Raw genomic sequence first — 13,444 nt, 5'->3', positions numbered from 1 at the left:
GCTTCATCCCTCTTTCGAAAGGTTCTCCTCTTGCCCGGCCCGGTTTATTACGGACCGGTATTTCTCTTTCAGCGTTTTCGCATTGTGGCTTGCGTCAAAATACGTGCGGACGGTTTGAGAAAGTTCCTCGGCTGTTTGCGGCGTCCAAGCCTCTCCTTCGTCATATTGCAGAATGGATTCTGCCAGTGTGCCAGGTGAACCCGGCTTGATCAGCAAACCTCTATATTTCCCAAATAAAGAAGCCAATCCTCCGACATCGGTACAGATCACCGGCACCTTCAGAGCGAGCGCCTCAATGACCACAGTCGGCATGCCTTCACTGTAGGACGGCAGCGCCATTACATCCGAGGCCAGCAGATAGTCCTGTACCTTGTCGTTCGGCACTTGCCCCGTGACGATATGAGCGGCTTCACGCAATGAAGATTCGGCGGGACCGTCACCGACAAAGACAGCTTCATATCTTTCATCCAATGACTGAACGGCTTTTGATAAGTCGAAAACACCTTTCTCTTTGACAAGCCTGCCGATGAACACGATCAGTTTTCTATCCGGAGGAAGGCCGAGCCGTTTTCTGACGGCTTCTTTCGTCTCGTTCCTTTTTCGGAAGGCGTCAAGCGTGATGCCGATCGGAAGCACGCTGCACTCCGCTTCGATGAGCTTTTTCATTTGTTCCCGCAGACTGCCGCTCACAGCGTAAATATCGGCTGCTTCCCGCACCGCAAATGTAAATGCGCGATGAGCGCTTTTGCTGTAATGCGGATAGACATTGACATCACTGCCATGCAAGGTCAGCACATACGGGATGCCTAAAGCCTTTGACACAATGGCCGCCGCTCCGCCTGACGGCATGGCGAAATGCGCGTGAATCAGATCGGGCTTCAGGCCATGATTTTTAATTTCGGAAAGAACCGATAACGCCATTCTTTTATGCGGCTGCGCCCATTTCAGCTGTCCGGGAACCGCCTGATAAAACGGCCGGTGGACGGACACGCCTCTCCGCCATTCATGCGCCGGCCTTATATCCTTTTGCCGATACGTCTTTTTCAGCACCCGGAATGGCGCGGCGAGTTTCGGCCGCGGACAAATGACAGTCATCTCCGCGCCAAGCTTTCTCAGTTCTTGGGCCTGCGTCTCATGAAAAACGCCTTCTCCCGGCTTCTCACTGCTCGGATATACACTTGTCATCCACAATACCTTCATAACAAACGTCCTTTTCTTAATTTACTTTTCATATGCGGATAAGCTTTTCCTAACAGGAATAAATAACACAACGCGCCGCAGGCTACGGAGATCGCCAGCCGCAGCTTGACATCAAGGCTGATCCGCTCCGTCCCGAAGCTGGCTGTAAAGGCGATGACACCCATTGCCGCCGTAAGCAGAAACGGTTTGGCCACGGCTTTGAAGTAAGCCGACAGCCGCAGCTTAATGACATATGCCAGCAGCCAGCGCCCGATCAGGAAATTCAGGATGCTGATGAAAGCGTACGTCCAGGCTACCGTCAAGAGATTTCCGGACAGCACGGCGGCGTACAAAGATGCGCTATACAGCAGCATCACCCCGGCGTCCCAATAAAATGTCAGATCGGCCCGCCCTTTTGCCAGCAGCACTGATCCGTTCGGATTCATCAGAACCCTTAAAATCCCGACGATGGCGAGAACGTTTAAAACCGGGACAGCCGCCAGCCATTTTTCTCCGAAAACCGAAGCCACGAATGCATCCGATACTGAAACCAAACCGAGCAAGAGCGGAAAGGATATCAGCGCGAGTATTTTGGTCATATTGAGAAACCCTTCTCTGATAACGCTGTTTTCATGCTTGTTTTTCGCAAAGACGGGAAACGCGACTCTCGTAATGATCGGATTGATTTTTAATACCGGAAGCGTGACAATCTGGTAGGCCAGATTGTAAATGCCGAGCGCCTCGGCGCCGATAAAACTGCCGATCAGAATCATATCAATATTCGCCCCGAGCCGGTTCACAAGCCGGGAAGACAGCTGAAAGGCCCCGAAAGAAAAGAAGCCTTTCATTCCCTTCAGATCAAAAACGAACGCCGGTCTCCATGTTTTTCTGCAGGACACCCAGTACAGAATGCCTTTTGACGATTGCAGCAGCACCTGGGAAATCACATAGGCGAGAATCGGGTCCGTATAAAAAACCGCAGCCGCCAAGTAAACGAAGGACAGCACATTTGAAAAGATTTCAATCTTGCTTAGCGTGTTAAATGCCAGCGCTTTTTGCAGCATATACTGATATTGCTGACCGATCGGCGCGATTAAAAACATGACGGCCAGCACGCGGATTAAATAGACAAGCTCCTCCCGCCGATAAAAATCGGCAATGAGCGGACTGCTGAAAAACAGCAGCGCAAACAGCGCAAGCCCCGTTATGATATTCAGCCAGTACAAGGAAGACATCTGTTTTTCAGTCACATGATCTTTTTGAATGAGCGCGGCGCCAAAACCCATATCAAGCGCAATTTGGGCAAACACCACTACCGTTGTGATCATGCCGACAAGGCCGAATTCAGCCAGTGACATGACCCGCCCGAGCAGGGCGAATTGGACGATTTGAATGACCGTAATACACGCTGTCGAAATACTTGTCCATTTGGCGCCGCTCAAAATTTGATTTGTAATACTAGGCATCGTTTTCCCTACTTTTTTGTCTGCTGACCAGAATTTTTATCGCGCCCCGTCACCGGTCCAGATCACTTTGCACGTTTTGAGCATAATCTTCAGTTCCAATGAAAAGGTCAGGTTGCGGATATAATATAAGTCAAACATCAGTTTTTCCCTCGGTGTCATGTCATATCCCCCGTTGACCTGCGCCCAGCCGCTTAATCCCGGCTTAACGGCCAGCCGCTCTGTAAACCCCGGAATCTCAGCCTGAAACTGTTCCGTAAACACGGGACGCTCGGGACGCGGGCCGATCAGGCTCATTTCTCCCCGAAGCACATTTACCAGCTGCGGCAGCTCATCAATACGGGTCCTTCTGATAAAAGCGCCGACCTTTGTCACGCGGGGATCCTTTTTCAGCGCCCAGACCGCCCCCGATTTTTCAGCATCTATTTTCATAGAGCGGAGCTTATACAAATAAAACGGCTTCCCGTCTTTGCCTACCCGCTCCTGCTTGTAAAAAGCCGGGCCGGGCGACTCCAAACGAATCAGTATGGAGAACAGGCCCATCACCGGGAGCGCCGCCAAAAGCCCCGCAAGCGCAAACACAATGTCCATGAATCGCTTAAAAGCCAAATAACGGGCCGTTCTTTCCGTAACGGCAGCGGAAGTCCCCTGCCGCACTGCATAGTTATTATTTACATTCATGCTTTTCTCTGCTCCCACTGACACACACCTCACGATTTGTTGGGATGTTTGATGACCTATGCCGTGAGTTTAGCAGATGGATGTTAATTGGAAGTAAAGGAAACGTTAATGTTTATTAGAATGTTTCGATTATTGTTTTTTTATTGTAAATCTATTCATATCCATATTTGAGACAAAGCATAATGAAAAAATAAAAAAACAGACCGGTATGAACCGGTCTGTTTCCATGAAAAAAATTATCTGAAATAGGAGGAAACGCCTTGGGTGATCCCCGCCGCGAGTCTGTCCTTTTTCGTTGATTGTTTTAAAATATTGGCATCAATCGGGCTTGTGACAAAACCGGTTTCTAACAAGACACTCGGCATTTTAGAATACTTAATGACGTAAAATCCGGCAGTTTTCACACCGCGGTCACGCGTGCCGAGAGCAGAAACCATTCTCGGCTGAATATTTTGGGCAAGCCTCAGACTGTTTGCGGATTGGTAGGTTTTATCATAATACGTCTCCGTACCGTTTGCACTGCTGTTATCATTCGCATTTGCATGGACGCTGATGAAAATATCGGCGTTCGCCTTCGCCCCTTTGTTCACTCTCTCCTCAAGCGAATCAAAGGTGTCGCCCTTTCTCGACATTACAGTAAGCGCGCCCGCGCCGTATAATTGATTGTTAAGACGCGTAGCGATATCAAGGTTTACATTTTTCTCAAGCAAGCCGTTTCCGGTTGCACCTGAATCCTGATAGCCGTGCCCCGGATCAATAAAGACCGTTTTGCCGACAACGGGATTTTTAAGCTGCGACGCGGCATTGTTGCTTAAAGATGAAGCACTTCCTATGACGGTGAAGCTGGTGATGTTTTTACTTCCGATATACGTCCGGACGTCTTTTGACAGACTGTCTCCATTCGTCAGCTGGTGAACTCTTCCCTGTTTGGCGCTCAGCACGCCTCCGACGATGGTATCCGCCTCTTTAAAGCCATTGGTAACAAACGTATAGCCTGTGCTTAAGCCTGTCTTTTTTGCAAGATTCACAGACAGGTTATAGCGGTTTTTGCCGCTGATTCTTGAAGGGTTCGGCAGCTTATTATAAAGTGAGCTGCTGATGCTGCTTGTCCCGCCGATGACAATCGTGTTTTTAATCCCTAAGCTTTTGATCGCATTGGACGTAGAATCATTTAACGTTGAATCATTAGTGAATAAAATCGGATATTTTTTAGCGGACGCATAAGAAATCGCAGCCATTCCATCTGCATCAACAAACCCGTTGACCACAAGGGCTGTAGAAGATCTTGTCATTTCACCCGCCACTTTTGCGGCTGTGGCATATCTCGTACTCCCTGATAATCGTTTGACACTGATGCCTAATTTAGCAATTTGATTTGCGGTATTTTTAGAAACGGCAGGTGTGCCGCCTACGATAATCACATTTTTCGTTTTTAAATCAATTAATCCCTTTTTTGTGCCGGCAGACAGCTGATCTTTATTTGTAAACAGCAGCGGCGCATTTTTTTGATATGCAAGCGGCGCAGCGGCAATTGCATCGGCATATGAAGTTCCGCCGGTGATAATTACCGTTTTCGCTTCACCCCATGATTGTTTTGCCGCCAGTACAGCCGTATCATACCGGGTGCTTCCGCCGATTCTTTTAACCGTGTTGTCAGCCAAAGCGGAAGGGACAAATAGAATGACCCCGAGAATAAAGACGGGGAGACATTTTATGATGAATTTCAATCCGATCTCCTCCACAGAAGTTTAGTAGTTTGTAAGTGCTGTATTAGGATAATAGAACGCAAGAATAGAAGTATACGGCTCTCCGGCCTCCGCTCTTTCTTTTGCTCCGTATTGACTCATTCCTACGCCGTGACCGTATCCCTTTCCTGATATCGTGATTTGCGAAGAATTACCGGACGCACTGGCGTATGTGCTTTTAAAAGATGAAGCTCCGATCATCGTCCTGAGTTCAGACGCTTTCACCTCAACAGATGCAGTCTTGTTCATGACATAGCCCTTCGACTTGTCATTCACATGGTACGTGACCTTCACCGCGGCGTCTTCCGCGCGCTGGCCTTTTGTTTTTCCGGTGAGCGAGAGATCAGAGATGCTTGCAATTTTTATGGAACTTGCATTGGTTTCTTTATTTTTCATCAGCCAATTTTTTATTCCGTTGAGCTGCGCAGCATTTACTTCGTTTGTTTTAGACCACCAGGATGCGGGATTTTTCATATCCAGACCCGCTGGCAGCTGCTGCTTCTGCAATGTTAAAGACCAGCTGATTTCCGGATCTTTTGTGTCCTTTTTGGCTACTAAATACGGCACGTTCGATCCCCACACTTCATCGCCGGCTTCCATGTAACCGCCATTGCTTGATGAGTAAGTGGCATCTATCAATCTGCCGGAATAAGTGAGCACTTTCCCTTTTGTTCCGTTAACGGCTGCGGTGGCGTTTGGATACCAGCTGTATCCCCCGTAAACCTGAAAGGCCGTTGTATCCGCGACTGTTTGTCCCATCTTGCCGATAGAGTAGGTGCGGGCGGCAACAGCCTGGGCTTTCAGCGCTTCTGTCGGCCAGCTTCCCGGCATTTCATTCGGCAGGACACCTTTCAGATAATCCTCAAAAGGAATGTTTTCATTAACAGGTCTTACATATTTGCCGGATTCCGCAGTGAAACTCATATTCCCCAGATATGGCTTCCCGTCAATGCTGATTGTGTTTGCTGTTGAATATTTTTCAGGAACCGCCTTGAAAGACGTTTTTCCGCTGTTAATGCCTGCAACGCCTAATTTGCCGCCGGACGTTTCAATACGGTACATCTTTCCGTTTACGAGATAAAACTCTTTTGCGTAAGCAGCCTTAACTGAATCGGCAATTGAATTCGTGCTTCCTATTAATGTATAAGAATAGGTGCCTTTCGTTTTAAAAAGGCTGGCCTCGTCGGCGGGTGTTTCGCTTTTTTTGATGTATACAAGCGGCATGTGATTTGCGGCGGCAATATTTGATCCGACAACGATGTCCGCTAATTTAGTCCCGTTGGCAGCCACCGTTTTGCTTGCATCCATGCCAAGCGAAGTGACTGCGTTTGCTGATATTTGATATCTGTTTGATCCGGTAATTCGTTTGGTGACCGAGGCCTTCTTTTTAATTTGATTCTCCACATCTTTGCTGACGCTTGAAGTGCCTCCCATGATGATCACTTTTTTAGGCAGATTGTAGCTCGGAAGGGAGTCTTTTTTCGTCAGAAGAATCGGATAGCCGTTTTGCGCGGCATATGGCGCGATTGCCAGCGCATCCGTATATACATCTCCCGTTACTACGACCGCCTGGTCATAGCTGCCCATTTCGGCCGCAATATTTTTGGACAGATCATATCTGTTTTTTCCGCTGATCCGTTTCGTGCGGCCGTATTTCTTCAATGTCTTTTCCGCGGCTGACGAAATACTGTTCGTCCCGCCGATGATTAAAATATTATCCGGATTGAATTTCTTGATTTGCGCTTCTGTGCTGCTGCTCAGTTTTTTCGCTTCAGTCAGCAGAACAGGCGCTTTCAGTTTATTCGCTAAAGGAATGACGGAAAGCGTGTCCGCAAAATAAGCGTCCGTATTCACGACGACTACGTTGGACGGGTTTTTCCAATACTTAGATGTCGCGGCGTTAGCCGTATCATATTTGGACGCGCCTCCCAATCTGACAACGGAGGACACATCGCTTCCCGTCAGTTTATAAGTTCCTGAAGGTTCGATATTCAGAGTCGATTTATTACCAATATAATTCGTCAGTTTTACTGAGATATCAGAACTGGCCGCAAAAGTGCTTTCCGGTAATAAAGCCAGGCTGAATATCACAGAAAAACAGACAGCCCATATTGTTTTCTTCAATTTTTATCCCGCCTTTTGCTGATCCTGGTGTATTATTTTGCTTTCTCGATTTCCTTGATCTCTTTTTGGCCTTTATCATTTGTGAAGTAAGTAATGCTGACTTTGTCATTTTCGCTGAATTTATTCAGAACATCAGAGAAGTCATCAGAAAATTCAAAGCTGACGGGCTGATCATCCACTTTTACTTCAATTGTGTGCGTATCCGCCATACCGACATAATATGCCGTTTCTTTTTGAGCCTGGTTCTCCGAAGAACCGCTTCCCTTCTTTGATTGTTCCGCCGTTCCGCACGCTGCCAATACAACAGAAAAAAGCAGTATTAAGAACGAAGCTGCAATAGTTTTTTTCATTTTTTTCACCTCATCTTTATGTATCGTCTTATACTAACTTTTTTTTAAGGTAATTTTAAGGTCTTTTTGTAACCTTTTTTTTAAGAATTTCGTCTATTACATGGTTATAAGTAAAAATATGACTGGGTTTATAAAGATTAGTAAATTGCATCATGAAAGTTAATAGAAAAGGTGATGACAAATGAGAGCTGAACGAAAAAGAAAGAAGAAAAAGGTTCTTCTGACAATCGTAACAATCATCGGGCTGTTAGTTTTATCATCAGGAGGCTACGTCTACTACTTGTGGCACAAAGCGGCTTCAACGGTGGCAAGCATTCAGGAAGACTTAAAAAAATCGGACAAACGTGACACGGATATAGATCTCGGAAAGAAGGATCCGATTTCTGTTTTAATCATGGGCGTCGATGAGCGGAAAAATGACAAAGGGCGCGCGGATACGATGATTTATATGACCGTCAATCCTAAAACGAATACAACGGAAATGGTCAGCCTCCCGCGCGATACGTATACGAAAATCTCCGGCAAAGGTACGATGGATAAAATCAACCACTCCTATGCCTTCGGCGGAACGCAGATGGCCGCGGATACCGTCGAGGATCTGCTTGATGTGCCGGTAGATTACTTTGTGAAGGTAAACATGGAGAGCTTTAAAGATACCGTGGATACACTCGGCGGAATTACGGTGAACAGCACGTTCGCCTTCAGCTACGACGGGCATTCTTTCGGAAAGGGAAACATCAGCCTGAACGGCGAAGAAGCACTTGCCTACACCCGCATGAGAAAAGAAGACCCCCGGGGGGATTTCGGCAGACAGCAGCGGCAGCGCCAAGTGATTGAAGGGATTATTTCTAAGGGGGCAAACATCTCGTCTGTCACGAAATTCGGAGATATGTTTAAGGTCATTGAAAACAATATGAAAACAAACATGTCATTCGATGATATGTGGACGGTTATGACTGACTATAAAAACGCCCGCAGCAAAGTCACTCAGCATGAACTGAAGGGAACGGGAACGAGAATCAACAATATCTATTATTACAAATTAGATGAAGCAAGCCTCGCTTCAGTCAAAAAAGAATTAAAAGAAAGCCTGAAATAATAAAAAAACTCTGCATATGATGCAGAGTTTTTTTATTCTGTAAAAGGCTGCGGACGGGTTTTTCTATAACCGTACCGATAAAGCAGTTCTTCCGCAATCCGTTTTGAAGCCGATCCGTCACCATAAGGGTTTGACGCCTTTGACATCCGTTCATACTCGGCCTGATCGGTTAAGAGCTGTTTTGTCAGCTGATACACCGTTTCTTCATCTGTACCCGCCAGCTTTAATGTCCCGGCTTTTACTCCTTCGGGGCGCTCGGTTGTGTCCCGAAGCACCAAGACCGGCTTTCCGAGAGAAGGCGCTTCCTCCTGAACCCCGCCTGAGTCGGTCAAAATGAAATTTGCTTTCGCAGCGAAGTTATGGAAATCCACGACCTCCAGAGGTTCTATTAAATGCACCCTGTCCGAATCAGCAAAATGGGCTTCTGCGGCCTCACGAACTGCGGGATTCAAATGAACGGGATAAACGACTTGTACGTCCTCAAACTCTTCAACGATTCTTCTGACGGCCTTAAACATCTGTTCCATCGGCCTGCCTAAATTTTCACGTCTGTGCGCTGTCAAAAGAATCATCCTGCTTCCTTCCAGCTTGTCAAAAATCGGATGAGAATAGTCTTCCCGCACTGTCGTTTGAAGCGCGTCTATCGCCGTATTTCCCGTGATAAATATAGAATCCGGCTTTTTATTTTCAGCAAGCAGATTCTGTTCTGCCTGGCTTGTCGGCGCAAAATTCACATCAGCGATCACGCCCGTCATCTGCCGGTTGATTTCTTCAGGGAAAGGAGAGTATTTATTTTGCGTACGCAGACCGGCTTCCACATGGCCGACGGCGATTTGATGATAAAAGGCGGCAAGGCTTCCGGCGAACGTTGTCGTCGTATCTCCGTGGACCAAAACGATATCTGGTTTTACTTCTTGAAACAGCTTGTCCAGTTTCAGCAAAGCATGAGATGTAATTTCTGAAAGCGTTTGACGCTCTTTCATAATATTCAAATCAAAATCAGGCGTAATGCTGAATGCTTCAAGCACTTGATCCAGCATCTGTCTGTGCTGTGCGGTTACAGTCACCAGCGAATCAATTTCCTGATATTTTTCAAGCTCTAATACGAGCGGAGCCATTTTAATTGCTTCAGGTCTTGTACCGAATACGGTCATTACTTTTAGTTTTTTCAATGGTTTGTCTGCACCTCGTTTTATATGTCGGATATCCCTTCATGTTAACATATTTATGCCGTTTCTTAGATATTGTAAAGCTTAATGGCAGACAAAGCAAAAACCCTTATAAGACTCTTTGAAAGCGGATTAAAAGGTGTGAATTTTAATCAATTGTGGTAAAGTGGAAAAAGACTAGGTTATAGTTCTGAAAAAAAGATTTTGCAGAAACAAGGATGGTGTTATTCAGTGAAGAAAGTACGCAAAGCCATTATTCCGGCAGCAGGTTTAGGCACTCGTTTTTTGCCGGCCACAAAAGCAATGCCTAAAGAAATGCTTCCAATCGTTGATAAGCCGACAATTCAGTATATTATCGAAGAAGCTGTCGAATCCGGAATCGAAGATATTATTATCGTAACCGGAAAAGGAAAAAGAGCAATAGAAGACCATTTCGACAATGCCCCTGAACTGGAACGCAATTTAGAAGAAAAAGGGAAAATCGAACTGCTTCAAAAAGTGAAAAAATCGTCAAATATTGCGGATATCCACTATATTCGCCAAAAAGAGCCAAAAGGACTCGGTCATGCCGTTTGGTGCGCACGCAACTTCATCGGCGATGAACCTTTCGCCGTTCTTCTCGGCGATGATATTGTTCAGGCTGAAAAACCGGGACTTCGTCAGCTGATGGATGAATACGAAAAAACATTGTCTTCCATCATCGGTGTTCAGCAAGTTCCTGAAAGCGACACACACCGCTACGGGATTATCGATCCGTTAACAAATGAAGGCCGCCGTTACCAGGTCAAAAATTTTGTAGAGAAGCCTGAACCGGGCACAGCTCCTTCCAACTTGGCTATTTTAGGAAGATACGTTTTCACTCCTGAAATTTTCATGTACCTTGAACAGCAGGAAGTCGGTGCAGGAGGAGAAATTCAATTAACGGACGCCATCCAAAAGCTCAATGACATTCAGCGTGTCTTCGCTTATGATTTCGAAGGAAAACGTTACGATGTCGGTGAAAAACTCGGATTTATCGAGACGACGCTAGAGTTTGCCTTACAAGATCAGGATATCCGCCATAAATTAATTCCGTTCATGAAGGATCTTCTTGAAAAAGAAGAAGCTGGCGAATAGAAAAAGCTGCCGAATCCGGCAGCTTTTTTATGTGATCTTTACTTTTTAGACGTTACCGTCAGTGTTTTATCAGCATTGTTCACAGAAAAAGTATATTCCTGATTTTTAAGCATGAGCAAATTCTGATTGATTTTGCTGCCGCCTTTTTCACTTAAAGCTGAGATGTCTGCAGGACGCGATAAATGAAAAACCACTTCGGAGACTGTATCATTGTCAATCACTACATCCGTTTTTGCATCGGATGCTTTTAATACGTTCCGTCCGTCAGCCGTTTGTCCCGCAGCTGGATTTTTCAATTTACGCTGCACATCGTCCCGGCTTTTATTGAGATATGAGAGAAACTCTTCTGCTGTTTGGCTTGATAAACTGCCGCTGAAATCATTAAGCTGAACATCCGTCTTTTTTAAAGCGTTCACTTTATACAGATCAGTCTTTTTCATAAAGTACTCTTTATCGTTTAATTTCACTTTAGCCGCCTGGTTATTCTCGGCTTCTATCTGCACCTTCGTGCCGAAACTTACACTTGCGGAGGCTTTTCCTTTTATATCTTTTTCAGTGTAAAGGTCCGCCTTTTCAGCTTTTACCAAAGCAGGTTTATTCACAGACTCATAAAGGCCGGCATCGCTCTGTTTGACGTCACCGAAAGATGTGATCGCACGCAGAGGCTTGTCTGAAAACATCGAAGCGCCTGCGCCGACAGCCAGCAATGCAAGCAGCGTAATCTGTATCGTATTGGCAATGAATTTAGGCTTCGCTTTCTTTTGCTGCGCCTGAGTGATTTTCTGTTCCTCGGCTGCCCGCGTTCTGCCTTCAATCTGCTCGTTTTGATATTTCTTTTTTTCTTTCTTTGAAAGCTTGTTGAACCAATCCACAAAAGCTTTATATTCTTTTACAACGGCTTTCGTTTCGTCGAACATACGCATTTCGCCGTAATGCATCCAAGCCACCCGGTCACACATTTTCTCAATCTGTCCGATGGAATGACTGACGAAAAAGATCGTTTTGCCGCGTTCTTTAAATTCCGTAATGCGGTCCACACATTTCTGATAGAAAGTCTGGTCCCCTACTGAGAGCGCCTCATCAATAATAAGGATGTCAGGGTCCATGTGCGCCGATATGGCAAAACCGAGACGGGATTTCATACCGCTTGAATAGCTTTTAACAGGCTGATCGATAAAGTCGCCGATATCCGCGAATTCAACGATTTTTTCATAAAGCTCGTCTATCTGCCGATTGTTGAGACCCATCATCAAGCATTTTAAACGGATGTTGTCCTTGCCGCTTAATTGATTGTTTAATCCGGCAGAAATCGCGATTAAAGACGGCTGCCCGTTCATATCAATCTCACCGCTTGTCGGTGGAATGATCTTTGCAAGCAGATTGGACATCGTTGATTTTCCCGAGCCGTTGATACCTACGAATCCGATCGTTTCCCCTTCATAGACGTCAAAAGAAACATTTCGGACAGCGAAAAAACCTTTTTGATTTCTGTTTGGGAAAAACAATCCTTTAATTTTGTCAGACTGTTTTTTATATAGAAAATACTGTTTTGAAACATTTCTGAACGAAACTTTTAGTTTCATCGTATAATCTCCTTACTATATTAAAGAAAGTCAACAAACTTATCTCTGAATTTCATATGAAGAAGTGAACCGACTGTTAACAGCAGCAGTGTGACGAACCAGAAATACAGCGTGTATTTCACATCATGGAAAAACCACTGCCCTTCCATAAAGCTGTCTCTGAAGCCCTCGATAATATAGAATAGAGGGTTTAACTTCAAGATGGTCAAAACTTCAGGTCTGTTTCCAAATTTCTCCGCAATGTCCCAGAAAATCGGCAGAAGAAAAAAGAGAAGCCTTGTGACGGCTTGAAGCAAAAACTGATAGTCCCTGATTAATACGCTGATGGTTGAATTAAACAGGCCGAAAGCAAACATAAAACTGATCATGCAAAACAAGTAATAAATATATTGCAGCCAGTGAAGCGTCGGAAACAGTCCGTTGCTCAGCAGCACAATAATATAAATCGCCATCATCACAAAGTAACTGAATAAATTCGATGCTATCACTACAGAAGGCAGTGAACTGATCGGAAAGTTCATTTTCGACACTAAATTTATCCGTTTAAAAACGCTGTTAGATGCATCCAGTATCGTCGGACTGATAAAGAACCAAGGAATTAAGCCGGCCAGCATCCAGACGATGAACGGTACGCTGTCTCCATTTCCAAGCACCATATCATGTCCGCCGCGAATCCCGAGACCAAATACGAACCAGTAAGCCAGCATTTGAATCATAGGGTTGAGAAACTGCCACAATATACCCAAATAGTTCACTTGATACTTTGATTTCGTTTCGTACACTGCAAGCCGCATAATCAGCGGAAATGAGTTGAATTGCTCTTTCAGAATTTTTACCAATGCATTCATTCTAATCTTCCTTAGTCGTAAGTTTTAGGTAATAGCTTTGACTTACAAAAGCACCGCTCATAATTGTAACAGATTACGATGTATTTT

General features: G+C 45.4%; 11 protein-coding genes. 2 read left to right on the top strand and 9 right to left on the bottom strand.

Annotated elements, in window-relative coordinates:
• Positions 1-3 precede the first annotated feature (3 nt).
• The 6 genes from tuaC to ACWJJS_RS02730 form a co-directional block, all read right to left on the bottom strand.
• The gene (tuaC, locus tag ACWJJS_RS02755; protein WP_454023295.1) at positions 4-1,200 is read right to left on the bottom strand and encodes a teichuronic acid biosynthesis protein TuaC; all 1,197 of its coding nucleotides are present in this window, start codon (positions 1,198-1,200) and stop codon (positions 4-6) included.
• The gene (tuaB, locus tag ACWJJS_RS02750; RefSeq protein ID WP_454023294.1) at positions 1,197-2,645 is read right to left on the bottom strand and encodes a teichuronic acid biosynthesis protein TuaB; all 1,449 of its coding nucleotides are present in this window, start codon (positions 2,643-2,645) and stop codon (positions 1,197-1,199) included. Before tuaB ends, tuaC begins: the two co-directional genes overlap by 4 nt.
• A 36-nt stretch (positions 2,646-2,681) precedes the next feature.
• Positions 2,682-3,341, bottom strand: a complete 660-nt coding sequence (locus ACWJJS_RS02745) for an exopolysaccharide biosynthesis polyprenyl glycosylphosphotransferase (protein WP_003151373.1) — start codon at positions 3,339-3,341, stop codon at positions 2,682-2,684.
• Between the two features lie 218 nt (positions 3,342-3,559).
• The gene (locus ACWJJS_RS02740; protein ID WP_454023293.1) at positions 3,560-5,050 is read right to left on the bottom strand and encodes an N-acetylmuramoyl-L-alanine amidase; all 1,491 of its coding nucleotides are present in this window, start codon (positions 5,048-5,050) and stop codon (positions 3,560-3,562) included.
• A 21-nt stretch (positions 5,051-5,071) separates the two neighbouring features.
• Positions 5,072-7,192 (bottom strand): SpoIID/LytB domain-containing protein, encoded by a 2,121-nt coding sequence (locus ACWJJS_RS02735; RefSeq protein ID WP_454023292.1) that lies wholly within the window; start codon positions 7,190-7,192, stop codon positions 5,072-5,074.
• A gap of 32 nt (positions 7,193-7,224) precedes the next feature.
• A complete protein-coding gene (locus ACWJJS_RS02730) occupies positions 7,225-7,542 on the bottom strand; it encodes a hypothetical protein (protein ID WP_003151370.1) in 318 nt (105 codons plus the stop codon).
• Positions 7,543-7,723: 181 nt separating this feature from the next.
• Here ACWJJS_RS02730 and tagU point away from each other — a divergent pair, with 181 nt between their 5' ends.
• Positions 7,724-8,641: a polyisoprenyl-teichoic acid--peptidoglycan teichoic acid transferase TagU gene (gene tagU, locus ACWJJS_RS02725; RefSeq protein ID WP_454023291.1), complete on the top strand. Its 918-nt coding sequence runs from the start codon at positions 7,724-7,726 to the stop codon at positions 8,639-8,641.
• Between the two features lie 32 nt (positions 8,642-8,673).
• Here tagU and wecB read toward each other — a convergent pair whose 3' ends face one another.
• The gene (gene wecB / locus ACWJJS_RS02720) at positions 8,674-9,813 is read right to left on the bottom strand and encodes a non-hydrolyzing UDP-N-acetylglucosamine 2-epimerase (protein ID WP_003151368.1); all 1,140 of its coding nucleotides are present in this window, start codon (positions 9,811-9,813) and stop codon (positions 8,674-8,676) included.
• 228 nt (positions 9,814-10,041) lie between these two features.
• On the opposite strand from wecB, the gene galU reads away from it, so the two are divergent.
• Entirely contained in the window at positions 10,042-10,926 is an 885-nt protein-coding gene (gene galU / locus ACWJJS_RS02715) for a UTP--glucose-1-phosphate uridylyltransferase GalU (protein WP_025853545.1), read from the top strand.
• Positions 10,927-10,964: 38 nt separating this feature from the next.
• Here galU and tagH read toward each other — a convergent pair whose 3' ends face one another.
• Positions 10,965-12,509, bottom strand: coding sequence for a teichoic acids export ABC transporter ATP-binding subunit TagH (tagH, locus tag ACWJJS_RS02710; protein ID WP_003151366.1), 1,545 nt, complete (start codon positions 12,507-12,509; stop codon positions 10,965-10,967).
• A gap of 20 nt (positions 12,510-12,529) precedes the next feature.
• A complete protein-coding gene (locus ACWJJS_RS02705; RefSeq protein ID WP_003151365.1) occupies positions 12,530-13,357 on the bottom strand; it encodes an ABC transporter permease in 828 nt (275 codons plus the stop codon).
• Positions 13,358-13,444: the final 87 nt, after the last annotated feature.

It is taken from the genome of Bacillus sp. JK106 (assembly GCF_053663355.1).
The sequence above is the reverse complement of the archived record's forward strand: the minus strand, read 5'-3'. Positions and strand labels throughout refer to the sequence as shown.

What these genes read in the sequence shown, in the direction of transcription:
- tuaC (WP_454023295.1), bottom strand. Translation starts at nt 1,200, where the DNA reads ATGAAGGTATTGTGGATGACAAGTGTATATCCGAGCAGTGAGAAGCCG.
- tuaB (WP_454023294.1), bottom strand. Translation starts at nt 2,645, where the DNA reads ATGCCTAGTATTACAAATCAAATTTTGAGCGGCGCCAAATGGACAAGT.
- ACWJJS_RS02730 (WP_003151370.1), bottom strand. Translation starts at nt 7,542, where the DNA reads ATGAAAAAAACTATTGCAGCTTCGTTCTTAATACTGCTTTTTTCTGTT.
- tagU (WP_454023291.1), top strand. Translation starts at nt 7,724, where the DNA reads ATGAGAGCTGAACGAAAAAGAAAGAAGAAAAAGGTTCTTCTGACAATC.
- tagH (WP_003151366.1), bottom strand. Translation starts at nt 12,509, where the DNA reads ATGAAACTAAAAGTTTCGTTCAGAAATGTTTCAAAACAGTATTTTCTA.
- ACWJJS_RS02705 (WP_003151365.1), bottom strand. Translation starts at nt 13,357, where the DNA reads ATGAATGCATTGGTAAAAATTCTGAAAGAGCAATTCAACTCATTTCCG.